Source organism: Pseudomonas sp. PONIH3 (assembly GCF_002934345.1).
GTDB classification, from domain to species: domain Bacteria; phylum Pseudomonadota; class Gammaproteobacteria; order Pseudomonadales; family Pseudomonadaceae; genus Aquipseudomonas; species Aquipseudomonas soli.
Genome location: NZ_CP026386.1, coordinates 2576779 through 2599538, shown reverse-complemented (window position 1 = coordinate 2599538; position 22760 = coordinate 2576779). Strand labels below are relative to the sequence as shown.

23 protein-coding genes and 1 other RNA gene are annotated in these 22760 nt (G+C 64.3%); 19 read left to right on the top strand and 5 right to left on the bottom strand.

Annotated features, from left to right (window positions below; translation table 11 throughout):
- The first annotated feature begins 48 nt into the window (after positions 1 to 48).
- The 5 genes from petA (at position 49) to C3F42_RS12040 (ending at position 3806) form a co-directional block, all read left to right on the top strand.
- A complete protein-coding gene (gene petA, locus C3F42_RS12060) occupies positions 49 to 642 on the top strand; it encodes a ubiquinol-cytochrome c reductase iron-sulfur subunit (RefSeq protein WP_023628711.1) in 594 nt (197 codons plus the stop codon).
- Entirely contained in the window at positions 642 to 1853 is a 1212-nt protein-coding gene (locus C3F42_RS12055) for a cytochrome bc complex cytochrome b subunit (RefSeq protein WP_023628712.1), read from the top strand. The genes petA and C3F42_RS12055 overlap by 1 nt, the downstream gene beginning before the upstream one ends.
- Positions 1853 to 2632, top strand: coding sequence for a cytochrome c1 (locus C3F42_RS12050; protein ID WP_023628713.1), 780 nt, complete (start codon positions 1853 to 1855; stop codon positions 2630 to 2632). The genes C3F42_RS12055 and C3F42_RS12050 overlap by 1 nt, the downstream gene beginning before the upstream one ends.
- Before the next feature lie 117 nt (positions 2633 to 2749).
- Entirely contained in the window at positions 2750 to 3373 is a 624-nt protein-coding gene (locus tag C3F42_RS12045; RefSeq protein WP_023630220.1) for a glutathione S-transferase N-terminal domain-containing protein, read from the top strand.
- A gap of 13 nt (positions 3374 to 3386) precedes the next feature.
- Positions 3387 to 3806 (top strand): ClpXP protease specificity-enhancing factor, encoded by a 420-nt coding sequence (locus tag C3F42_RS12040; RefSeq protein ID WP_094010223.1) that lies wholly within the window; start codon positions 3387 to 3389, stop codon positions 3804 to 3806.
- Positions 3807 to 3862: 56 nt separating this feature from the next.
- Here the strand turns inward: C3F42_RS12040 and C3F42_RS12035 are convergent, their stop codons facing one another.
- From C3F42_RS12035 to C3F42_RS12015, 5 genes are all read right to left on the bottom strand, one after another.
- Positions 3863 to 4081, bottom strand: coding sequence for a YgdI/YgdR family lipoprotein (locus C3F42_RS12035; RefSeq protein WP_023630218.1), 219 nt, complete (start codon positions 4079 to 4081; stop codon positions 3863 to 3865).
- 59 nt (positions 4082 to 4140) lie between these two features.
- Entirely contained in the window at positions 4141 to 4719 is a 579-nt protein-coding gene (locus C3F42_RS12030) for a BON domain-containing protein (RefSeq protein ID WP_023630217.1), read from the bottom strand.
- Positions 4716 to 5309, bottom strand: coding sequence for a phosphoheptose isomerase (locus C3F42_RS12025; protein WP_023630216.1), 594 nt, complete (start codon positions 5307 to 5309; stop codon positions 4716 to 4718). The genes C3F42_RS12030 and C3F42_RS12025 overlap by 4 nt, the downstream gene beginning before the upstream one ends.
- Positions 5310 to 5396: 87 nt before the next feature.
- The gene (locus tag C3F42_RS12020; protein WP_094010222.1) at positions 5397 to 5768 is read right to left on the bottom strand and encodes a YraN family protein; all 372 of its coding nucleotides are present in this window, start codon (positions 5766 to 5768) and stop codon (positions 5397 to 5399) included.
- Positions 5768 to 7585: a penicillin-binding protein activator gene (locus tag C3F42_RS12015; protein WP_094010221.1), complete on the bottom strand. Its 1818-nt coding sequence runs from the start codon at positions 7583 to 7585 to the stop codon at positions 5768 to 5770. The genes C3F42_RS12020 and C3F42_RS12015 overlap by 1 nt, the downstream gene beginning before the upstream one ends.
- 269 nt (positions 7586 to 7854) lie before the next feature.
- On the opposite strand from C3F42_RS12015, the gene rsmI reads away from it, so the two are divergent.
- The 14 genes from rsmI (at position 7855) to C3F42_RS11945 (ending at position 22758) form a co-directional block, all read left to right on the top strand.
- Complete coding sequence (gene rsmI / locus C3F42_RS12010; protein ID WP_232888051.1) at positions 7855 to 8649, top strand: 16S rRNA (cytidine(1402)-2'-O)-methyltransferase; 795 nt, start codon at positions 7855 to 7857, stop codon at positions 8647 to 8649.
- 67 nt (positions 8650 to 8716) lie between these two features.
- Positions 8717 to 9076: RNase P RNA component class A (gene rnpB, locus C3F42_RS12005), an RNA gene on the top strand.
- Positions 9077 to 9385: 309 nt separating this feature from the next.
- Entirely contained in the window at positions 9386 to 9841 is a 456-nt protein-coding gene (gene mraZ / locus C3F42_RS12000; protein ID WP_011535546.1) for a division/cell wall cluster transcriptional repressor MraZ, read from the top strand.
- Positions 9838 to 10785 (top strand): 16S rRNA (cytosine(1402)-N(4))-methyltransferase RsmH, encoded by a 948-nt coding sequence (gene rsmH, locus C3F42_RS11995; RefSeq protein ID WP_371041614.1) that lies wholly within the window; start codon positions 9838 to 9840, stop codon positions 10783 to 10785. Before mraZ ends, rsmH begins: the two co-directional genes overlap by 4 nt.
- A complete protein-coding gene (ftsL, locus tag C3F42_RS11990) occupies positions 10782 to 11075 on the top strand; it encodes a cell division protein FtsL (protein ID WP_023630124.1) in 294 nt (97 codons plus the stop codon). The genes rsmH and ftsL overlap by 4 nt, the downstream gene beginning before the upstream one ends.
- Positions 11075 to 12802 (top strand): penicillin-binding protein 2, encoded by a 1728-nt coding sequence (locus tag C3F42_RS11985; RefSeq protein ID WP_177410851.1) that lies wholly within the window; start codon positions 11075 to 11077, stop codon positions 12800 to 12802. Before ftsL ends, C3F42_RS11985 begins: the two co-directional genes overlap by 1 nt.
- Entirely contained in the window at positions 12802 to 14289 is a 1488-nt protein-coding gene (locus C3F42_RS11980; protein ID WP_104444480.1) for a UDP-N-acetylmuramoyl-L-alanyl-D-glutamate--2,6-diaminopimelate ligase, read from the top strand. Before C3F42_RS11985 ends, C3F42_RS11980 begins: the two co-directional genes overlap by 1 nt.
- Positions 14282 to 15649, top strand: coding sequence for a UDP-N-acetylmuramoyl-tripeptide--D-alanyl-D-alanine ligase (gene murF, locus C3F42_RS11975; RefSeq protein ID WP_104444479.1), 1368 nt, complete (start codon positions 14282 to 14284; stop codon positions 15647 to 15649). The genes C3F42_RS11980 and murF overlap by 8 nt, the downstream gene beginning before the upstream one ends.
- A complete protein-coding gene (gene mraY, locus C3F42_RS11970; protein WP_011535540.1) occupies positions 15649 to 16731 on the top strand; it encodes a phospho-N-acetylmuramoyl-pentapeptide-transferase in 1083 nt (360 codons plus the stop codon). Before murF ends, mraY begins: the two co-directional genes overlap by 1 nt.
- Positions 16732 to 16737: 6 nt before the next feature.
- Positions 16738 to 18084 (top strand): UDP-N-acetylmuramoyl-L-alanine--D-glutamate ligase, encoded by a 1347-nt coding sequence (murD, locus tag C3F42_RS11965; protein WP_104444478.1) that lies wholly within the window; start codon positions 16738 to 16740, stop codon positions 18082 to 18084.
- Complete coding sequence (gene ftsW / locus C3F42_RS11960; protein ID WP_023632511.1) at positions 18081 to 19295, top strand: putative lipid II flippase FtsW; 1215 nt, start codon at positions 18081 to 18083, stop codon at positions 19293 to 19295. The genes murD and ftsW overlap by 4 nt, the downstream gene beginning before the upstream one ends.
- Positions 19285 to 20364: an undecaprenyldiphospho-muramoylpentapeptide beta-N-acetylglucosaminyltransferase gene (gene murG, locus C3F42_RS11955; RefSeq protein ID WP_094010217.1), complete on the top strand. Its 1080-nt coding sequence runs from the start codon at positions 19285 to 19287 to the stop codon at positions 20362 to 20364. The genes ftsW and murG overlap by 11 nt, the downstream gene beginning before the upstream one ends.
- A complete protein-coding gene (murC, locus tag C3F42_RS11950) occupies positions 20357 to 21805 on the top strand; it encodes a UDP-N-acetylmuramate--L-alanine ligase (protein ID WP_038707416.1) in 1449 nt (482 codons plus the stop codon). The genes murG and murC overlap by 8 nt, the downstream gene beginning before the upstream one ends.
- A complete protein-coding gene (locus tag C3F42_RS11945; RefSeq protein WP_094010216.1) occupies positions 21802 to 22758 on the top strand; it encodes a D-alanine--D-alanine ligase in 957 nt (318 codons plus the stop codon). Before murC ends, C3F42_RS11945 begins: the two co-directional genes overlap by 4 nt.
- Positions 22759 to 22760: the final 2 nt, after the last annotated feature.

Sequence of the window (22760 nt, the reverse complement as noted above, 5' to 3'; positions counted from 1 at the left end):
GTAGATGCCTGTTCAAACAGGCCAAGCAAGCTGATGGGAGAGGACTGAATGAGCAATGACGGCGTCAACGCAGGCCGGCGCCGCTTCCTCGTAGCCGCGACATCCGTGGTCGGGGCAGCGGGGGCAGTGGGGGCAGCGGTACCGTTCGTGGGGTCATGGTTTCCCAGTGCCAAGGCGAAAGCCGCAGGGGCACCGGTGAAGGTCAATATCGCCAAGGTCGAGCCCGGTCAGCAGATGGTAGCTGAATGGCGTGGGCAACCTGTATTCATCGTGCGGCGAACGGAGGAGATCCTCGGTAATCTGAAAAAGATCACCGGCGAGCTGTCCGACCCTGAATCCAAGGCGTCGGTGCAGCCTACCTACGTCGACCCGCAAGTCCGCTCGATCAAGCCCGAGATTCTCATCCTGGTGGGCCTGTGCACACACCTGGGTTGTTCGCCGACCTTCCGCCCTGAGGTCGCCCCGGCTGACCTCGGGCCGAAGTGGGTCGGTGGCTATTTCTGCCCCTGCCACGGTTCGCACTACGACCTTGCCGGGCGTGTCTACAAATCCCAGCCAGCGCCTCTAAACCTGCCAGTGCCACCGCACTCGTACGAGTCGGACGAAATCATCGTCATCGGCGTCGATCAGGAGAACGCATGATGAGCAAGTTCATGGAGTGGATCGATGCGCGCTTCCCCGCGACGAAGATGTGGGAAGACCATCTAAGCAAGTATTACGCGCCCAAGAACTTCAACTTCCTGTACTTCTTCGGCTCGCTGGCGTTGCTGGTGCTGGTCAACCAGATCGTCACCGGCGTGTGGCTGACCATGAGTTTCACCCCCTCGGCGGAAGAGGCCTTCGCCTCGGTCGAGTACATCATGCGCGACGTCGAGTACGGCTGGATCCTGCGCTACCTGCACTCCACCGGCGCCTCGGCGTTCTTCATCGTGGTCTACCTGCACATGTTCCGCGGGCTGCTCTACGGCTCCTACCAGAAGCCCCGCGAGCTGGTCTGGCTGTTCGGCATGCTGATCTACCTGGCGCTGATGGCCGAGGCGTTCATGGGCTACCTGCTGCCCTGGGGGCAGATGTCGTACTGGGGTGCCCAGGTGATCATCTCGCTGTTCGGCGCGATCCCGGTGATCGGTGATGACCTGACCCAGTGGATTCGTGGTGACTACCTGATCTCCGGCATCACCCTGAACCGCTTCTTCGCCCTGCACGTGGTGGCCTTGCCGATCGTGATCCTGGGCCTGGTGGTGCTGCATATCCTGGCGCTGCACGAAGTGGGTTCGAACAATCCCGATGGCGTGGACATCAAGAAGAAGAAGGACGAGAACGGCATTCCGCTGGATGGCATCCCGTTCCACCCGTACTACACCGTCAAGGATATCGCCGGGGTCGTGGTGTTCCTCTTCGTGTTCTGTGCCGTGGTGTTCTTCTTCCCGGAAATGGGTGGCTACTTCCTGGAAAAACCGAACTTCGAGCAGGCCAACGCTTTCAAGACCCCTGAGCACATCGCGCCTGTCTGGTACTTCACACCGTTCTACGCGATCCTGCGCGCGGTGCCCGACAAACTGTTCGGGGTAATTGCCATGGGCGCGGCAATCGCGGTGCTGTTCGTGTTGCCCTGGCTTGACCGCAGTCCGGTGCGCTCGATGCGCTACAAGGGCTGGCTGAGCAAGATCTGGTTGCTGGTGTTCTGCGTGGCCTTCGTCATCCTTGGCGTGCTGGGCGTGCTGGCGCCGACCCCGGGGCGTACCTTGCTGTCGCAGGTGTGCACCGTGTTGTACTTCGCCTACTTCCTGCTGATGCCGTTCTACACAAGGCTCGAGAAGACCAAACCGGTTCCGGAAAGGGTGACTGGCTGATGAAAAAGTTTATTGCAGTATGCTTGCTGGCATTGATGCCTGGCCTTTCGTTCGCCGCCGAGCACGGCCTGGAGCTGGACAAGGTCGATATCGACCTGACCGACAAGGCCGCGATGCAGGATGGGGCGCGTACCTTCGCCAACTATTGCATGGGGTGCCATAGCGCCAAGTTCCAGCGTTACGAGCGTGTCGCCGATGACCTGGGGATTCCCCACGAGCTTATGCTCGAAAACCTGGTGTTCACCGGCGCCAAGATCGGCGATCACATGAAAATCGGCATGCAGCCGAACGATGCCAAGACCTGGTTCGGCGCCGCGCCGCCCGACCTCACCCTGGTTGCCCGGGTGCGTGGCAACGACTGGTTGTACACCTACCTGCGCAGTTTCTATGAGGACAAGGCGCGGCCATATGGGGTGAACAACAAGGTCTTCCCCAACGTCGGCATGCCTAACGTACTGGTTGGTCTGCAGGGCAACCAAGTGATTGGTTGCAAGCAGGTGCAAAGCGTGGTCGATGGCAAGAAGCAATACGACCCGCTGACCGGCAGCCCATTGACCCATGAAGCGTGTGACCAGCTGACCGTCGAAGAGAAATCCGGTACCCTGACGACCGAGCAGTTCGACGAGAAGGTCAAGAACCTGGTGACCTTCCTGGCCTATTCGGCCAACCCGGTCAAACTGGAAAGCCAGCGCATCGGTACCTACGTGTTGCTGTACCTGGCTTTCTTCTTCGTGTTCGCCTACTTGCTCAAGCGCGAATACTGGAAGGACGTGCACTGATCACGCAGTAGTTTCTGGTAGTTGAACGCGCCCGGGGTGCCCCAGCGATGTCGCTGGGGCACCCCGGGCGCGTTTTCATTTGCAGTATTACAAGCATCCCGTACGAGGAGGCGCTACATGGGCGCAACCAACAGGTTAGCCTGCTATTCCGACCCCGCTGACCATTACTCCCACCGGGTACGCCTGGTGCTCGCGGAGAAAGGCGTTACGGTGCAGATTATCGATGTCGACCGCAATCGCCTGCCACCCAAGCTGGTCGAAGTGAACCCTTACGGCAGTCTGCCGACCCTGGTCGATCGCGATCTGGCGCTGTACGAGTCGAGCGTGGTGATGGAGTACCTCGAGGAGCGTTACCCGCACCCGCCGCTGATGCCGGTCTATCCGGTGGCTCGCGGCAACAGCCGCCTGCTGATGCACCGCATCCAGCGCGACTGGTGCAGCCTGGCCGACACCGTGCTGGACCCGCGCAGCAGCGAGCCGGCACGTACCCAGGCGCGCAAGGAGTTGCGCGAGAGCCTGACGGGCGTGGCTCCGCTATTCGCTGAAATGGCCTGCTTCATGAGCGAGGAGCAGAGTCTGGTCGATTGCTGTCTACTGCCCATACTCTGGCGCTTGCCGGTGATGGGTATCGAGTTGCCGCGGCAGGCCAAGCCGCTGCTGGATTACATGGAGCGACAGTTCGCCCGCGAGCCTTTCCAGGCGAGCCTGTCTGCTACTGAACGTGAAATGCGCAAGGTTTAAAGAGGAGCCGTTGATGAACTCCAGTCGCCCCTATCTGGTTCGTGCGCTGTACGAGTGGATCGTCGACAACGATTGCACGCCCCATATGCTGGTCAACGCCGAGTACCCGGCGGTCCAGGTGCCACAAGGTTTCGCCAGCGATGGCCAGATCGTCCTGAACATCTCCCCCAGTGCCGTGCGTAGCCTGCATATGGACAACGAGGCGGTGAGCTTCGAAGGGCGCTTCGGTGGCGTGGCGCATACGCTGTATGTGCCGATTGGTGCCATCCTGGGGATCTACGCCCGGGAGAATGGCCAGGGCATGGTCTTCGAGCTGGAGCCGCCGCTCGCGGACGAGGATGACCTTGAGGACGGCGGTGTCGAACCGGATGATGATGGTCCGCCCGAGCCGCCGCGTCCGAGTGGTCGTCCGAGCCTGAAAGTCGTGAAGTAACAGGCAGAAACGAAAAAGGCGATCCGCAGGGATCGCCTTTTTCATTACTGCCGCAATTACAGGTCCTTGATGCTCTGCACCTGGTCCTTGTTGATGCGGGTCGGCTTGCCATCCAGTTGCTTGAACTCGTAGAAGCCGGAGTTGCGGTCGAAGTGCGGCGTGTCGGTGGTCTGCAGTTCGCGGCCATCGTTGAGGGTGATCACGCTCGGAGTGGAGCAGCCGGCCAGGGTGGCGAAGGTGCCGATCAGCAGAGCGGGCAGCAGCAGCTTTTTCATGGGGTACTTCCTGGATCAGAGTGAAAAAGGCGAGCGTCCCGACGCTCGCCAAGGGGTTGTCAGTCGATGTACTCGAACAGCTTGACGATCTTCTGTACGCCCGACACACCTTGCACCACATTGGTGGCAGCGTTGGCCTCTTGCTGTCTTACCAGGCCGAGCAGGTAGACGATGCCGTTTTCGGTGATCACCTTGATGCGCGAGCTGGGCACGCTCTCGTCGGTCAGCATCTGGGTCTTGATCTTGGTGGTCAGCCAGGCGTCGTTGTTGCGCGCCAGGATCGACGACGGCTGAATGACTTGCAGCTCGTTGTGTACCTTCTTGACTCGCTGCACCTGGCCGGCGGTCTGCTCGGCGAGGGACTTGAGATCGGCGCGTGGGGTCTGGCCGGCAAGCAGCACGACACCGTTGTAGCTGCTGACGACGATGTGCGAGCCTTTGTCCAGCTCCGGGTTGGCCTTGGCGATGTTGACCGAGACCTTGGTCTCGATCAGCGAGTCATCGATCTTGCTGCCGATGGTGCGGGTGCCGCGGTCATCCTCGATAGGCGAGTTGCGCGCCGAGGTGAGTACGGAACTGCAGCCCGATACGCCGAGGCACAGGGTCAGGGCCATCAGGCCGATACGCTTGGAGATCATTCTTCACTCCCGAACAGTTGGCTGTCGATCAGGTCGCACAGACAGTGGATCGTCAGCAGGTGGACTTCCTGGATGCGCGCGGTGACCGTGGCGGGGACGCGGATTTCGACGTCCTCGGGCAGCAGCAGCGAGGCCATGCCGCCGCCATCGCGCCCGGTCAGGGCGACGACAATCATTTCGCGGTCATGGGCGGCCTGGATCGCCTGGATCACGTTGGCCGAATTACCGCTGGTGGAGATCGCCAGCAGCACATCGCCGGGCTGGCCCAGGGCGCGGATCTGCTTGGAGAAGACTTCGTTGTAGCTGTAGTCGTTGGCGATCGAGGTCAGTGTGGAGCTGTCGGTGGTCAGGGCGATGGCCGGCAGGCTCGGACGCTCGCGCTCGAAGCGGTTGAGCAACTCCGAGGAGAAGTGCTGGGCATCGCCGGCCGAGCCGCCGTTGCCGCACGCGAGCATCTTGCCGTCGTTGAGCAGGGCGTTGACCATGACCAGGCTGGCCTGCTCGATGTGGGGTGCCAGGATGTCCATTGCCTGTTGCTTGGTGTCGATGCTGGCCTGAAACAGCCGGCGAATTCGGGATTGCATGTCCATCTGGGTGACCTTAAGAGGGGCGGTGGCCTTTGCTACGCGCAACAGTGACCAGCCCGCGAAACATAGAGCTAGAAAATCGAATTGGGTTCAGCACTCGAAGGCATTTTTCAGCCATTGAAGCGGTTGCCCCGCATGCCCCCGGCCCTGCAGGGCGATAACGTCGAAGCGGCAGGGGCGGGTGGCCCAGCGGGGTTCGTGCTGCAGGAAGAGGTTGGCGGCAAGCGCCAGTCGTTGCTGCTTGCGCCCATCGATACTGGCGAGCGCTCCGCCGAACTCCGCATGCAACCGGTAGCGGACTTCGACGAATACTACTGTATCGGCATCGAGCATGACCAGATCGAGCTCGCCCCCCTTGCATCGCCAGTTGCGCTCCAGTAGCCGCAGACCTTGCCCTTGAAGGTATTCAAGGGCGTGATCTTCGGCTGTCTGGCCGGCAAGGCTGGGCGATGCGCCGGGCATCAGCGAGGGGTGTCCGGCAGGCGCTTGACCTGGCCGCCGGCGAATTCGGCCCATGGCAGCTGGCGTTCGATGCGCTGGCTGGGGTTCATGCTCAGGCTACCGGACAGGCCTTCGACGCGGTTGTCCGGCAGCGCTTTGAGCTGGCCCAGGCGCGGAGCCAGGCTGTAGGCGTCGACGCCCATGGCGTACAGGCGGCCGAGGCTACCGGCGGCCTGGGGCCACTGCTGCACGACTTGCTGGCGCAGGCTGTTGGTGGTGTCCAGCAGCCAAGGCGTTTCGCAGAAGCGGATGCCGTTCATGTCGTTGTACTGGTTCACGTCACCGCTGGCGCTGTACAGGTTGGAGGTGGCGTAGACCGGCACGTCGCCGGCGTACTGGAAGTTCAGTGTCGGCTTGATCTGCTGGGCCTGCTGCGGCGTCGAGGCGAGGAAGATGAAGTCGATGTCCTGGCGGCGCGAAGGCTGCGCGGCGATGGTGCCGCCGACGGTGCTCTGCAGGCTCTTGGCGCGGCCTTCGCTCTGGCGCAACTGGAACAGATCGGCGATCTGCTGGGCAAGGGCGACGGGCTGGGCGATGCGCTGCGCGGTGATCAGGGTGCCGCCATTGCCTTCCCAGTCCTGGCGGAAGGCGGCGAGCACGCGGTCGCCCCATTCACCGCTCGGTACCAGGGCCACGGCGCGAACCATGCCGTCGGCGCGGGCACGGCGTGCCACTTCGCGGGCTTCGTCCTCGGCGGCCAGGCCGAACTGGAACAGCTGTGGCGGCGCTTTTTGGCCGGCGTCGGCGTAGTTCAGGGCCAGGGTGGTGATAGGCAGTTGCGGGTAGGCGGCGAGCTTCTTGACCAGCGGCTTTTCCAGCGGGCCGACCACCAGTTGCACGCCGGCAGCCTGGGCCTGACGGTAGAAGTCGTCGAGCGAGGTGATGCGCGAGCTGTCGAACACTTGTACCGCAGGGGCGGGCTGGCCACCTTGCTGGGCCTGGAAGTGAGCGGCCATGAAGCCGTCACGCAGCGCACGGGCGACACCGGCCAGTGGGCCCTCCTGGGGCAGCAGCAGGGCGATCTTGGTCAGTGGCTGGCTGGCCAGCTCCTTGAGCTTGACCAGGGCTGTCGGCAATTGCTTGGCTGCCGGGTGTTCGGGGTGCTGCTGGCGCCAGGTGTCAATGGCGGCCTGTTGCTGTTCCAGGGTGCCGGCGCGCTTCACGGCCAGGGCCAGGCTGGTCCAGCCGGCCAGGGTCTCGTCGGCGGCCGGCTGCTGCAGTTGTTCGGCGGGCAGCGAGGCGACCAGGGCCCAGATCGCGTCATTGTTGGCGCTGGCGGCCTGGCCGCTGAGCAGGGGGGCCAGCAGCGCGCGCTGCTGGGCGGCGGCCAGGGCCTGGCCGTCGGCTTCGAGGGCTGCGGCATGAACGCTGTAGGTGCGGGCCTGCTGCTCGGTCGGCAGTTCGCCGACGCGCTGCAGGCTCGGGTGGGCGAGGGCGGTCAGGGCGGCCTTGGGCTGGTTGCGGCTCATGGCGAGCTCGGCGGCCAGGGTGGAGGCGAACACCTGCTGGGCGGGCTTGAGCGGCTCCAGCGGGACCTGCTCGAGAATCCGCGCGGCGCGCGGGAAATCCTTTTGCTTGTATGCCAGGTCCGCGGCGCTCAAGCGCAGCAGGGCCGCATCCTCGGCGGACTTGCTGGAGGCCGCCTTCTCGAGCAGTTGCTCGATGCTGGCGTCCGGGGTGCGTGGCAGTTCGCCCAGGCTGGATGAGGGCGAGCTGGCGCAGGCTGCCAGCAGGGCAGCAAGGCAGAGGGCTGTGAGCAGCCGCAGACAAGCGATCATGTAAAGGTCCTGTTACTCGATCAAGTTGGCCGGCAATTGTACCCAAGCGGGGGGCACGGCGCGATCTCGCCGACACTGAACCTTCACTATAGGTGGCCCGTGGTGTGCCCGGGGCGAAGTTCTTTGCGCCCTGTTACCGGTGCTCGGGCTACAATGGCGACCTTTGATCCGGAAAGCAGGTGTGCGCAGTGACTGATGTTGCAGGGGTTTCGAAATCCACGTTGGGCAAGCTTTACGTCGTTGCCACGCCCATCGGCAACCTCGACGACATGAGCGCCCGGGCGCTGAAGGTGCTGGCGGATGTCAGCCTGATCGCCGCCGAGGACACCCGCCACTCGGTGCGTCTGCTGCAGCATTTCGGCATCGACACGCCGCTGGCCGCTTGCCATGAGCACAACGAGCGTGACGAGGGCGGGCGCTTCATCACTCGCCTGCTGGCCGGCGACGATGTGGCGCTGGTGTCCGATGCCGGCACGCCGCTGATTTCCGATCCGGGCTATCACCTGGTACGCCAGGCGCGTGCTGCGGGCGTGCAGGTGGTGCCGGTGCCGGGTGCCTGTGCGTTGATCGCCGCGCTGTCGGCGGCGGGGTTGCCGTCGGACCGCTTCATCTTCGAAGGCTTCCTGCCGGCCAAGGCCGCCGGGCGCCGTGCGCGTCTGGAGCAGGTCAAGGAAGAGCCGCGCACCCTGATCTTCTACGAGGCGCCACACCGGATCCTCGAGTGTCTGGAGGACATGGAGGCGGTGTTCGGTGGCGATCGACCGGCGCTGCTGGCGCGTGAGATCACCAAGACTTTCGAGACCCTCAAAGGCTTGCCGTTGGCCGAGTTGCGCGCATTCGTCCAGGGTGACAGCAATCAGCAGCGTGGCGAGTGTGTGGTGCTGGTGGCCGGTTGGAGCGCGCCGGAGGGCGAGCAGGCGATCAGCGCCGAGGCGCAGCGGGTGCTGGATCTGCTGCTGGCCGAACTGCCGCTGAAGAAAGCAGCGGCGCTGGCGGCCGAGATCACCGGGGTGCGCAAGAACCTGCTCTATCAGTTGGCCCTGGAAAAGCAGAAAGCCCATTAGTGGCATAATGGTATTAATGGTCGCGCCGCTTGTTCTTGAGCGCTGCTACCGGTAACCTTGGCGGCGGAGAGTCGATCGGACAGTCGCTGCCGTCTTTTGTTCCGCAAAAGGCGGGGGAGGAAAGTCCGGGCTCCATAGGGCAGAGTGCCAGGTAACGCCTGGGAGGCGCGAGCCTACGGAAAGTGCCACAGAAAACAACCGCCTAAGCACTTCGGTGCCGGTAAGGGTGAAAAGGTGCGGTAAGAGCGCACCGCACGGCTGGCAACAGTCCGTGGCTAGGTAAACCCCACTCGGAGCAAGACCAAATAGGGTTCCATACGGCGTGGCCCGCGTCGGAACCGGGTAGGTTGCTAGAGGCGTCCAGTGATGGCCGTCGTAGAGGAATGACTGTCCTCGACAAAACCCGGCTTACAGATCGACTCTCCACCTCTTCCTTTCCTGCTTGAATCGATAGCAGATGCGTCCTGGTAATACCGAAAAAATCTTACTCTTAATAAATTACTTTAACTTCTCACTCTATCCGCTTGAGTGTGTTTGATTTTTCCCGTCAGTTTTTCCCGCCTGTAATCCTTCTCCCTTCCTTTGTTGCGCTAAATCGCCGTCCTGTAAGGGATTTCCTTATGAACGTGCCTTGACGGTGTGGCGGGCGGATTCCTATAGTGTGCGCAAGTGGCAGAAAGTGGGATGAAGTGGGTTTTCTGGCACAAAAAAGCTAACATTGTGGGGAATCGCAGCCGTGTTTCGCGGAGCCAACGCCGTCAGCCTCGATGCAAAGGGCCGTCTCGCCATGCCGAGCCGGTACCGTGACGAGCTCGATTCGCGTTGCAATGGTCAATTGATCGTGACCATCGACGCCGTTGACCCCTGCTTGTGTGTTTATCCCCTCGATGAGTGGGAACAGATAGAAGCTAAGTTGCGTGCCTTGCCGTCGTTGCGTGAGGAAAACCGTCGCCTGCAGCGTTTGCTGATTGGCAATGCGGTGGACCTGGAGCTCGATGGCAGTGGGCGTTTCCTGGTGCCGCCCCGTCTGCGTGAGTACGCCAAGCTGGACAAGAAGGCGATGCTGGTGGGGCAGCTGAACAAATTCCAGCTGTGGGATGAGGATGCCTGGAACGCGGTTTCGGCAGCTGACCTTGCAGCTATTCAACAACCGGGCGCCATGCCCGATGATTTGCGTGACCTGATCCTGTGACCATAGATAGCGGCTTCAACCACATCACCGTCCTCCTCGACGAAGCCGTCGAGGCATTGGCCCTGCGCGCCGACGGTTGCTATCTGGACGGCACCTTCGGGCGTGGCGGCCACAGCCGCCTGATCCTCAGCAAGCTCGGGCCGCAAGGGCGGTTGCTGGGCTTCGACAAGGATCCTCAGGCGATTGCCACCGGGCAAGCGCTGGCGGCCGAAGACGGCCGCTTTGTCATTGTGCAGCGCAGCTTTGCCGAACTCGGCGACGAAGTGCGCGCCCGCGGCCTGGACGGCAAGGTCAGCGGCATCCTGCTCGACCTGGGCGTATCCTCGCCGCAACTGGACGACCCCGAGCGCGGCTTCAGCTTCCTCAACGACGGCCCGTTGGACATGCGCATGAACCCGGGCCAGGGCATCAGCGCCGCCGAGTTCGTCGCCACCGCCCCCGTCGAAGAAATTGCCCGGGTGTTCAAGGAGTACGGCGAGGAGCGCTTCGCCGGCCGCATGGCGCGCGCCGTGGTCGAGCGCCGCGAGAAGCAGCCGTTCACCCGTACCGCCGACCTGGCGGAAGTGCTCAAGGTCGCCAACCCGGCCTGGGAAAAGGGCAAGAACCCTGCGACCCGCGCTTTCCAGGGCCTGCGCATCCATGTCAACAACGAGCTTGGCGACCTCGAGACCGGCCTTGAAGCCGCGCTCGACGCCCTTGAGGTGGGTGGCCGCCTGGCAGTGATCAGCTTCCACTCGTTGGAAGACCGTATCGTCAAACTGTTCATGCGCAAGCTGGTCAAGGGCGAGGCAGACAATTTGCCGCGCAACCTGCCGGTCCAGCACAAGGCCTTCGAGCCGAAGATCAAATTGATCGGCAAGGCGCAGTTCGCCTCCGAAACCGAACTCAAGGCCAACCCTCGGTCGCGCAGCGCCGTCATGCGGGTCGCGGAGAAGTTGCGGTGAGCAGGCTGTTTGCCAAGCCGCTGCCAGGCGGAAGCTTCCTGATGCTTCTGCTGTTCGTCGCCGTGCTGATTTCGGCGATCGCCGTTTCCTACAGCGCCCACTGGAACCGTCAGTTGCTCAACACCCTGTACGGTGAACTGAACGAGCGCGACAAGGCCCAGGCCGAGTGGGGCCGGTTGATCCTTGAGCAAAGCACCTGGACTGCCTCCAGCCGTATCGAGAGCCTGGCCTCGGAGCAGCTCAGGATGCGCGTGCCCGCCGCTGACGAAGTGCGAATGGTGGCGCCATGATGAAGCTCGAAGGCGCACTCTACCCCTGGCGCTTCCGGGTGGTGATCGGTTTGCTGGCGCTGATGGTCGGTGCCATTTGCTGGCGCATCATCGACTTGCAGGTCGTCGACCGCGACTTCCTCAAGGGCCAGGGCGATGCTCGCAGCCTGCGCCATATTCCCATCCCCGCGCACCGCGGCCTGATCACCGATCGCAACGGCGAGCCGCTGGCTGTCAGTACGCCCGTCACCACCTTGTGGGCCAACCCCAAGGAAATGCAAGCGGCCAAGGATCGCTGGCCACAGCTGGCCGCCGCGCTCGGGCAAAATCCGCAGCAATTGAGCGAACGTCTCACCCAGCAGGCCAGCAAGGAGTTCATCTACCTGGTCCGCGGCCTGACCCCGGAGCAGGGCCAGCACGTCCTCGACCTGAAGGTTCCGGGCGTCTACGGCCTCGAAGAGTTCCGCCGCTTCTATCCGGCCGGCGACGTCACCGCACACATGGTCGGCTTCACCGACCTGGATGACCATGGTCGTGAAGGCGTCGAACTCGCCTACGACGAATGGCTCGCCGGGGTGCCCGGCAAGCGGCAGGTGATCAAGGACCGGCGTGGCCGGCTGATCAAGGACATCCAGGTAACCAAGAACGCCAAGGCCGGCAAGACCTTGGCGTTGTCGATAGACCTGCGTCTGCAGTACCTGGCCACCCGCGAGCTGCGCAACGCCATTGCCGAACAGGAAGCCAAGGCCGGCAGCCTGGTGATCATGGACGTCAAGACCGGCGAGGTCCTGGCCATGGTCAACCAGCCGACCTACAACCCGAACAACCGCCGCAGCATGTTCCCGGCCGCGATGCGCAACCGGGCGATCATCGATGTGTTCGAGCCTGGCTCGACGGTCAAGCCGATTTCGATGAGCGCCGCCTTGCAGAGTGGCCGCTGGAAGGTCACCGACAAGGTCGAGGTCTATCCGGGCAGCCTGCAAATCGGCCGCTACACCATCAAGGACGTGTCGCGCAGCGAGGGCCCGATTCTCGACCTGACCGGCATCCTGATCAACTCGTCCAACGTCGGCATGAGCAAGATCGCCTTCGATATCGGTGGCGAGGCCATCTACCGGGTCATGTCCCAGGTAGGCCTGGGCCAGTACACCGGCCTCGGCTTCCCCGGCGAGCGTGTCGGCAACCTGCCCAACCACCGCGAGTGGCGCAAGGCCGAGACCGCGACCTTGTCGTATGGCTACGGCGTGTCGGTGACCGCCCTGCAGCTGGTGCATGCCTACGCCGCACTGGCCAACGACGGCAAGATGGTGCCGCTGTCGATCCTCAAGGTCGACAAGGCCCCGGAATCGGTCCAGGCGATCCCCAAGGAAACCGCCGAAACCGTGCAGGGCATGCTGCAGCAGGTAATCGAAGCGCCGCGCGGGGTATTCCGTGCCCAGGTGCCGTTCTACCACGTGGGTGGCAAGTCCGGTACGGCGCGTAAAGCCACCGTCGGTTCCAAGGGCTACACCGAGAACGCCTACCGTTCGCTGTTCGCCGGCTTCGGCCCGATGAGCGACCCGCGCTATGCCATCGTCGTGGTCATCGACGAACCGAGCAAGGGCGGCTACTTCGGCGGCCTGGTCTCGGCACCCGTATTCAGCAAAGTGATGTCGGGCACCCTGCGCCTGATGAATGTACCGCCGGACAACCTGCCGTCCTCGACGCAGCAAGCCAGCGCAGTACCCGCCAAGGGAGGGCGAGGTTGATGACGATGCCATTGAGCAAACTGTTCGCCCATGCCAGCCGCGATCCGTTGATCCGCGAGCTGACCCTGGACAGCCGCCAGGTGCGCCAGGGCGATCTGTTCCTCGCTGTGCCGGGCGCCAAGGTCGACGGCCGTGAGCATATTGCCGACGCGCTGGCCCGTGGCGCCGCAGCGGTCGCCTATGAAGAGCAGGGCACCTGTGTGTTGCCGCTTACCGACGCGCCGCTGATCCCGGTCAAGGGGCTGATCGGCCAGCTGTCGCAGATCGCCGGGCGCTTCTATGGCGAGCCCAGCCGCCAGTTGAACCTGGTGGGTGTCACCGGTACCAATGGCAAGACCAGCGTCACCCAGCTGGTGGCTCAGGCGCTCGACGCCCTTGGTCAGCGTTGCGGGCTGATCGGCACCCTGGGCACCGGCTTCTACGGTGAATTGCAGAGCGGCCGCCTGACCACGCCGGACCCGATTGCCGTGCAATCGACCTTGAACGACCTGAAAAAGAGCGGCGCCAAGGCCGTGGCCATGGAAGTGTCCTCTCACGCCCTCGAGCAAGGGCGCGTCGCCGCGCTGGAGTTCGATATCGCGGTGATGACCAACCTGTCGCGCGATCACCTGGACTATCACGGCAGCATGGAGGCCTATGAGGCCGCCAAGGCCAAGCTGTTCGCCTGGCCGAGCCTGCGTTGCCAGGTGGTCAACCTGGATGATGAGTTCGGACGCCGCCTGGCTGCCGACTTCGCCCGCCGCCCGAGTACCGATCATATCGAGACCCGGTTGCTCAGCTACAGCCTGGAAAACCCGGACGCTTCGCTGTTCTGCCGCGAGGCTACGTTCGACGATGATGGCGTACGCGCCACCCTCGTCACCACACAGGGCGAGCGCAGCCTGCGCAGCCAGCTGCTGGGGCGCTTCAACCTGAGCAACATGCTGGCGGCGGTGGCTACCCTGCTGGCGCTGGACTATTCGCTGGACGAAATTCTCAAAGTCACTCCGCAGCTGCAGGGCCCGGTCGGCCGCATGCAGCGCCTGGGTGGCGGTAAAAAGCCGTTGGTGGTGGTCGACTACGCCCACACCCCGGATGCCCTGGAAAAGGTGCTCGAGGCATTGCGCCCGCACGCCCACGGCAAGCTGCTGTGCCTGTTCGGCTGTGGTGGTGATCGTGACGCCGGCAAGCGTCCGCTGATGGCGGCAGTCGCCGAGCGCCTGGCCGATCGTGTGCTGGTGACTGATGACAACCCGCGTACCGAGGATCCGCAGCGCATCTTCGATGACATTCGCCCCGGCTTTGCCCAGCCCGACAGCGTGGAGTTCGTCGCTGGCCGTGGCCTGGCCATTGCCCATCTGGTCGCCACTGCTGCTGCCGAGGATGTGATCGTCCTGGCCGGCAAGGGCCACGAGGATTACCAGGAGATCAATGGCGAGCGCCATGACTTCTCCGATCTGGTCGAAGCCGAGAAGGCCCTAGCCGCCTGGGAGGCTCCACATGCTTAAGCCGATGATGCTCAGCCAGCTGACTGCTGCATTGAACGCACGCCTGGCAGGCGCCGACGCCAGTTTCACCGGCGTCAGCATCGACAGCCGCAGCGTCGCTGCCGGTCAACTGTTCGTCGCCCTCAGCGGGCCGCGCTTCGATGGCCATGACTACCTGGCCGATGTGAAGGCCAAAGGGGCCGTCGCCGCGTTGGTCGAGCGCGAAATCCCCGATGTCGACCTGCCGCAGCTGGTGGTCGCCGACTGCCGCGTGGCGCTTGGCCAGCTCGGCGCGCTGAATCGTGCAGCCTTCGACAAGCCGGTGGTGGCCATCACCGGCTCCAGCGGCAAGACCACGGTCAAGGAAATGCTCGCCGCGATCCTGCGTACCCGCGGGCCGGTGCATGCCACCCGTGGCAACCTCAACAACGACCTCGGCGCACCGCTGACCCTGCTGGAGATCGCCCCGGAGCACAGCGCCGCAGTGATCGAACTGGGTGCCTCGCGCATCGGCGAGATCCGCTACACCGTCGGCCTGACCCGGCCGCAGGTGGTCATCATCAACAACGCCGGTACCGCCCACGTCGGCGAGTTCGGCGGCCCGGAGAAGATCGTCGAGGCCAAGGGCGAGATCCTCGAAGGCCTGGGCGAGGGCGGTACGGCCATCCTCAACCTGGCCGACAAGGCGTTCGACATCTGGCGCCAGCGGGCGGGCAATCACCGCGTCGTCAGCTTTGCGCTGGATAATCCGTACGCCGACTTCCACGCCAGCGATATCGGCCGCGACGCCCGTGGCTGCCCCTCGTTCACCCTCCACGGTCCGGACGGTAGCGTCCCGGTGCAACTAAACCTGCTAGGCATCCATAACGTCAGCAACGCCCTGGCCGCTGCAGCAGCAGCTCATGCCGTTGGTCTGAGCCTGGGCGGCGTCGCCGCCGGCCTTGGCGCCGTGCAGCCGGTCAAGGGCCGTACCGTGGCGCAGATCGCGCCGAATGGTGTGCGGGTGATCGACGACAGCTACAACGCAAATCCCACCTCGATGTGTGCGGCCATTGATATACTCGCCGGCTTTTCCGGCCGCACCGTCCTGGTGCTCGGGGATATCGGCGAACTGGGGCAATGGGCCGAGGAAGGTCACCGCCAGGTGGGTGACTATGCACGTGGCAAGGTCGATGCGCTGTACGCGGTGGGCAGCAACATGGCCTACGCCGTTCAGGCATTCGGTACCAATGGCCGCCATTTCGCCACTCAAGCTGAGCTGATCGAGGCCCTCAAGGCCGAGGCCGCCAGCGACACCACTATCTTGATCAAGGGCTCGCGCAGCGCTGCGATGGAAAACGTCGTGGCCGCACTGTGCGGCGCCAGCGGGGAGAAACATTAATGCTGCTGCTGTTGGCTGAGTATCTGCAACAGTTCCACAAGGGCTTCGCGGTCTTCCAGTACCTGACCCTGCGCGGGATCCTGGGTGTACTGACCGCGCTGTCCCTGGCCCTGTGGCTGGGCCCGTGGATGATCCGTACCCTGCAGATCCGCCAGATCGGTCAGGCCGTGCGTAACGACGGCCCACAATCGCACCTGTCCAAGTCCGGCACCCCGACCATGGGCGGTGCGCTGATCCTTTCCGCCATCGCCATCAGCACCCTGCTGTGGGCCGACCTGACCAACCGCTATGTGTGGGTGGTGCTGATCGTCACCCTGGCGTTCGGCGCCATCGGCTGGGTCGACGACTACCGCAAGGTCATCGAGAAGAACTCCCGCGGCCTGCCGAGCCGCTGGAAGTATTTCTGGCAGTCGGTATTCGGCCTGGCTGCGGCGATCTTCCTGTACAAGACCGCGCCGACCAGCGTCGAGACCACGCTGATCATCCCGATGCTCAAGGACCTGGCCATCCCGCTGGGCGCCGGGTTCATCGTGCTCACTTATTTCGTCATTGTCGGCTCGAGCAACGCGGTCAACCTGACCGACGGCCTCGATGGCCTGGCGATCATGCCGACGGTGATGGTCGGCGGCGCGCTGGGCATCTTCTGCTACCTGTCGGGCAACGTGAAGTTTGCCGAATACCTGTTGATCCCCTACGTGCCTGGCGCAGGCGAGCTGATCGTGTTCTGCGGCGCGCTGATCGGCGCGGGCCTGGGCTTCCTGTGGTTCAACACCTACCCGGCCCAGGTATTCATGGGCGACGTCGGCGCGCTGGCCCTGGGCGCTGCGCTGGGCACCATCGCGGTGATCGTGCGCCAGGAAGTCGTCCTGTTCATCATGGGCGGCGTGTTCGTGATGGAAACCCTGTCGGTGGTCATCCAGGTGGCCTCGTTCAAGCTCACCGGCAAGCGCGTGTTCCGCATGGCGCCGATCCACCACCACTTTGAACTCAAGGGTTGGCCCGAGCCACGGGTGATCGTCCGCTTCTGGATCATCACCGTGATTCTCGTGCTGATTGGCCTTGCCACCCTGAAACTGAGGTAAACGAGCGTGTCACTGATCGCTTCCGACCAATTCCGCATCGTTGTCGGCCTCGGCAAGAGCGGCATGTCCCTGGTTCGCTTCCTGGCGAGCCGGGGCATTGCCTTTGCGGTCGCCGACACCCGCGAGCAACCGCCGGAACTGGACACCCTGCGCCGTGAATACCCGCAGGTGGAAGTGCGCTGTGGCGAGCTGGACGTGGACTTCCTGTGCCGGGCCAGCGAGCTGTATGTCAGCCCGGGCCTGGCCCTGGCCACGCCTGCGCTGCAACAGGCCGCGGCGCGTGGCGTCAAGCTGTCCGGGGACATCGAGCTGTTCGCCCATCACGCCAAGGCGCCGATCGTGGCCATCAGCGGCTCCAACGCCAAGAGCACCGTGACCACCCTGGTCGGCGAGATGGCCGCCAAGGCAGGCAAACGTGTGGCAGTCGGCGGCAATCTCGGCACCCCGGCCCTGGACTTGCTGGCTAACGACGTCGAGCTGTACGTGCTGGAGCTGTCGAGCTTCCAGCTGGAAACCACCGACCAGCTCAACGCCGAAGTGGCCACCGTGCTGAACATCAGCGAAGACCACATGGACCGCTACAGCGGCCTGCCGGCCTATCACCTGGCCAAGCACCGGATCTTCCGCGGCGCCCGCCAGGTGGTGGTCAACCGCCAGGATGCCCTGAGCCGTCCGTTGCCGGTCGAAGGCCGTCCGTGCTGGACCTTTGGCCTCAACGCACCGGACTTCAAGGCCTTCGGCCTGCGTGAAGTGGACGGCGAGAAATACCTGGCGTTCGAGTTCCAGACCCTCATGCCAGTGCGGGAGCTGAAGATCCGTGGCGCTCACAATCACAGTAACGCCCTGGCTGCCCTGGCCCTCGGCCACGCCGTCGGCCTGCCGTTCGCGCCTATGCTCGACGCGCTGCGCGAATTCAAGGGCCTGGCCCATCGTTGTCAGTGGGTGCGCGAGCGCAACGGCGTGAACTGGTACGACGATTCCAAGGCCACCAACGTCGGTGCCGCGCTGGCGGCCATCGAAGGCCTGGGCGCCGATATCGAGGGCAAACTGGTGCTGATCGCCGGCGGCGATGGCAAGGGTGCCGATTTTGCGGCCTTGCGCACCCCGGTGGCGCAGCATTGCCGCGCCGTGGTGCTGATCGGCCGCGATGCCGCACGCCTGGCCGAAACCCTGAAGAATGCCGTGCAACTGGTGCCCGTGCAGACCCTCGATGAGGCCGTGCAGCGTTGCGCCGAGCTGGCCCACGCCGGTGACGCGGTGCTGCTGTCGCCGGCCTGCGCCAGCCTCGACATGTTCAAGAACTTTGAAGAGCGCGGGCGCCTGTTCGCCCAGGCAGCGGAGGGGCTGGCATGATCTTCGGCATCCTCAAGCCGTACCCGTCGCCGCTGATCAGCGGCCGTGGCATCGACCTCGACTTCCCGCTGCTGGCCGGTTGCCTGGCGCTGCTCGGCCTGGGCCTGGTGATGATCACCTCGGCCTCCTCCGAAGTGGCCGCGGTGCAGTCCGGCAACCCGCTGTACCACATGTTCCGCCACCTGGTGTACGTCACCCTGGGCCTGGGCGCCGGGTTGATGACCATGCTGGTGCCGATCGCCACCTGGCAGCGCATGGGCTTCATGATGCTGATCGGTGCCTTCGGCCTGTTGGTGCTGGTGCTGGTGCCCGGTATCGGCCGTGAGGTGAACGGTTCGATGCGCTGGATCGGCTTCAGCTTCTTCAACGTCCAGCCGTCGGAGATCGCCAAGGTCTTCGTGGTCATTTATCTCGCCGGCTACCTGGTGCGTCGCCAGACCGAGGTGCGCGAAAGCTGGATGGGCTTCTTCAAACCGTTCATCGTGCTGCTGCCAATGGCCGGCCTGCTGCTGATGGAGCCGGACTTCGGCGCCACGGTGGTGATGATGGGCGCTGCGGCGGCCATGCTGTTCCTCGGCGGGGTGGGGCTGTTCCGCTTCTCGCTGATGGTGGTGCTGGCGGTCATATCGGTGGTGGTACTGGTCCAGGCCCAGCCTTACCGGATGGCGCGCCTGATCACCTTCACCGACCCCTGGAGCGACCAGTTCGGCTCCGGCTACCAGCTGACCCAGGCGCTGATCGCCTTCGGCCGCGGCGAATGGTTGGGCGTGGGCCTGGGCAATAGCGTGCAGAAGCAGTTCTACCTGCCCGAGGCGCACACCGACTTCGTGTTCTCGGTACTGGCCGAAGAGCTGGGGGTGGTCGGCTCGTTGCTGACCATCGCGCTGTTCGTGTTCATCACCGTGCGTGCCCTGTACATCGGCCTGTGGGCCGAGAAGGCCAAGCAGTTCTTCGCCGCCTACATGGCCTTTGGTTTGTCATTCCTGTGGATCGGCCAGTTCCTGATCAACATCGGCGTGAATGTCGGCCTGTTGCCGACCAAGGGCCTGACTCTGCCGTTCCTCAGCTACGGGGGCAGCTCGCTGGTGATCTGTTGCGCCTGTGTCGGGCTGCTTTTACGCATCGAGTGGGAGAGCCGCACCCATCTTGGCAGCGAGGAACACGAATTCAAGGAAAGCGATTTTGCCGAGGAGACCAGTCATGGCCGCTGACGGCAAGAACGTCCTGATCATGGCCGGTGGCACTGGGGGCCACGTGTTCCCGGCCCTGGCCTGTGCCCGCGAGTTCCAGGCACGCGGCTACAGTGTGCATTGGCTGGGTACCCCGCGTGGCATCGAGAACGAACTGGTGCCCCAGGCCGGCCTGCCGCTGCACCTGATCCAGGTCAGCGGCCTGCGCGGCAAGGGCAAGCTGTCGCTGCTCAAGGCGCCGTTCACCCTGGTCAAAGCCGTGATGCAGGCGCGGCGCATCGTCCGTGAGCTCAAGCCGGTCTGCGTGGTCGGCTTCGGTGGCTATGTGACCGGCCCCGGTGGCGTAGCCGCGCGGTTGTGTGGCGTGCCACTGGTGATCCACGAGCAGAATGCTCGCGCCGGTACCACCAATCGGTTGCTGCTGCCGCTGGCCGCGCGTGTCTGCGAAGCATTCCCGGACACCTTTGCCGCCAGTGACAAGCTGCGCACTACCGGCAATCCGGTGCGCCCGGAGCTGTTCATGGACGCCCTGCGCGCGCCCCTGGCCGAGCGCCGTGCGCGCCTGTTGGTCATGGGCGGCAGCCTGGGTGCGGAACCATTGAACAAATTGTTGCCTAAGGCCCTGTCCGAGGTGCCGGCGAACCTGCGCCCCGAAGTTTTCCACCAGGCGGGCAGGAACCACGCGCCCGTCACCGCCGAGCGTTATCACGAGGCGGGGGTCGAGGCCCAGGTCGAACCGTTCATCAAGGACATGGCCCATGCCTATGGCTGGGCCGATATGGTGGTGTGCCGGGCCGGCGCCCTGACCGTCAGCGAACTCGCGGCGGCGGGCCTGCCCTCGATGCTGGTGCCCTTGCCCCATGCCATCGACGACCACCAGACTCACAACGCCCAATACCTGGCACGTGAAGGCGCCGCCTTCCTGATGCCACAAGCGACTACTGGCGCAGCGCAGCTCGCTGAACGCCTGAACGAGGTGCTGATGCAACCCGAGAAACTCAACGCCATGGCCGGCACCGCCCGCCGCCTGGCCAAACCTGCCGCAACCAGCACCGTGGTGGATATCTGCCTGGAGGTGGCCCATGGTTGAGAGCCAGAAAGCCATGCCGCATCCGAAGATGGGCCGTATCCGTCGCATCCACTTCGTCGGTATCGGCGGCGTCGGCATGTGCGGCATCGCCGAAGTGCTGCTGAACCTCGGCTATGAAGTGTCCGGCTCCGACCTCAAGGTGTCGCCGGTCACCGAGCGCCTTGAGTCGTTCGGCGCCGAGATCTTCGTCGGCCACCGCGCCGAGAACGCCGCCAATGCCGATGTGCTGGTGGTGTCCAGCGCGATCAATCCGGCCAACCCGGAAGTCGCCACCGCACTGGAGCGCCGCATCCCCGTGGTGCCGCGTGCCGAGATGCTCGCCGAGCTGATGCGCTATCGCCATGGCGTGGCGGTGGCCGGCACCCACGGCAAGACCACCACCACCAGCCTGCTGGCCTCGGTGTTCGCCGCCGGTGGCCTGGACCCGACCTTCGTCATCGGTGGTCGCCTGACCGCGGCCGGGACCAACGCGCAGTTGGGCACCAGCCGCTACCTGATCGCCGAAGCCGACGAGAGCGACGCCAGCTTCCTGCACCTGCAGCCCATGGTCGCGGTGGTCACCAACATCGACGCCGACCACATGGCCACCTACGAAGGCGACTTCAACAAGCTGAAGAAGACCTTTGTCGAGTTCCTCCACAACCTGCCGTTCTATGGCCTGGCGGTGATGTGCCTGGACGACCCGGTGGTGCGCGAGATCCTGCCGCAGGTCAAGCGCCCGACGGTTACCTACGGCTTCAGCGAAGAGGCCGACATCCGCGCCATCAATGTGCGTCAGCAGGGCATGCAGACCCACTTCACCGTGCTGCGCCGTGACTGTGAGCCGCTGGAAGTGTCGGTGAACATGCCGGGTAACCACAACGTGCTCAACGCGTTGGCGACCATCGCCATCGCCACCGACGAAGGCATCAGCGACGAGGCCATCGTCCAGGGCCTGTCGGGCTTCCAGGGCGTCGGTCGACGCTTCCAGGTCTACGGCGAGCTGCCGGTCGACGGTGGCAGCGTGATGCTGGTCGACGACTATGGCCACCACCCGACCGAGGTCGCCGCGGTGATCAAGGCCGTGCGTGGCGGCTGGCCGAGCCGCCGCCTGGTAATTGTCTACCAGCCGCACCGCTATAGCCGCACCCGCGATCTGTACGACGATTTCGTGCAGGTGCTGGGCGATGCCAACGTGCTGCTGCTGATGGAGGTCTACCCGGCCGGCGAAGAGCCGATCCCCGGCGCCGACAGCCGCCAGCTGTGCCACAGCATCCGCCAGCGCGGCAAGCTCGATCCGATCTACATCGAACGCGGCGCCGAGCTCGCGCCGCTGGTCAAGCCGCTGCTGCGCGCCGGCGACATCCTGATCTGCCAGGGTGCCGGCGATGTCGGCGGCCTGGCCCCGCAATTGATGAAAAGCCCGCTGTTCGCAGGCGCCAAGCAGGAGAAGTCGAAATGACCAGCGCCTACGACAAGTTGCACTCGACCCTGGACGTCAAGGCCTTTGGCCGCGTCGCCGTGCTGTACGGTGGCAAGAGTGCCGAGCGTGAGGTTTCCCTGAAGTCGGGCAAGGCAGTGATCGAGGCGCTGACCAGCGCTGGTGTCGACGTAGTCGCCATCGACGTCGGCGACGACCTGCTGACCCGCCTGCAGAGCGAGAAGATCGACCGCGCCTTCATCATCCTCCACGGCCGTGGCGGTGAGGACGGCAGCATGCAGGGCCTGCTCGAATGCCTGGGGATTCCCTACACCGGCAGCGGCATCCTCGCCTCGGCGCTGGCCATGGACAAGCTGCGCACCAAGCAGGTGTGGCAGAGCCTGGGTATCCCCACGCCGCGTCACGCCGTGCTGGCCAGCGAGCAGGATTGCGTGGCCGCCAGTGCGGAACTGGGCTTCCCGTTGATCGTCAAACCCGCCCATGAAGGTTCGAGCATCGGCATGGCCAAGGTGAACAGCGAGCAAGAGCTGGTCACCGCCTGGAAAGACGCCGCCAACTACGATTCGCAAGTGCTGGTCGAGCAGTGGATCCACGGTCCGGAGTTCACCATCGCCGTGCTGCGTGGCCAGGTGCTGCCGCCGATCGCGCTGGGCACCCCTCACGTGTTCTACGACTACGACGCCAAGTACATCGCCAATGACACCCAGTACCGCATCCCGTGCGGCCTGGACAGCGTCAAGGAGCAGGAGCTGATCGACCTTACCGCGCGCGCCTGCGATGCCGTTGGTATCGAGGGCTGGGGCCGTCTGGACGTGATGCAGGACGAGCAGGGCCGTTTCTGGCTGCTCGAGGTCAACACCGCACCGGGCATGACCGACCATAGCCTGGTGCCCATGGCGGCCCGTGCCGCCGGCCTGGACTTCCAGCAGCTGGTGCTGGCGATCCTGGCCGACAGCGTAGCGACGAGAGGTTAATA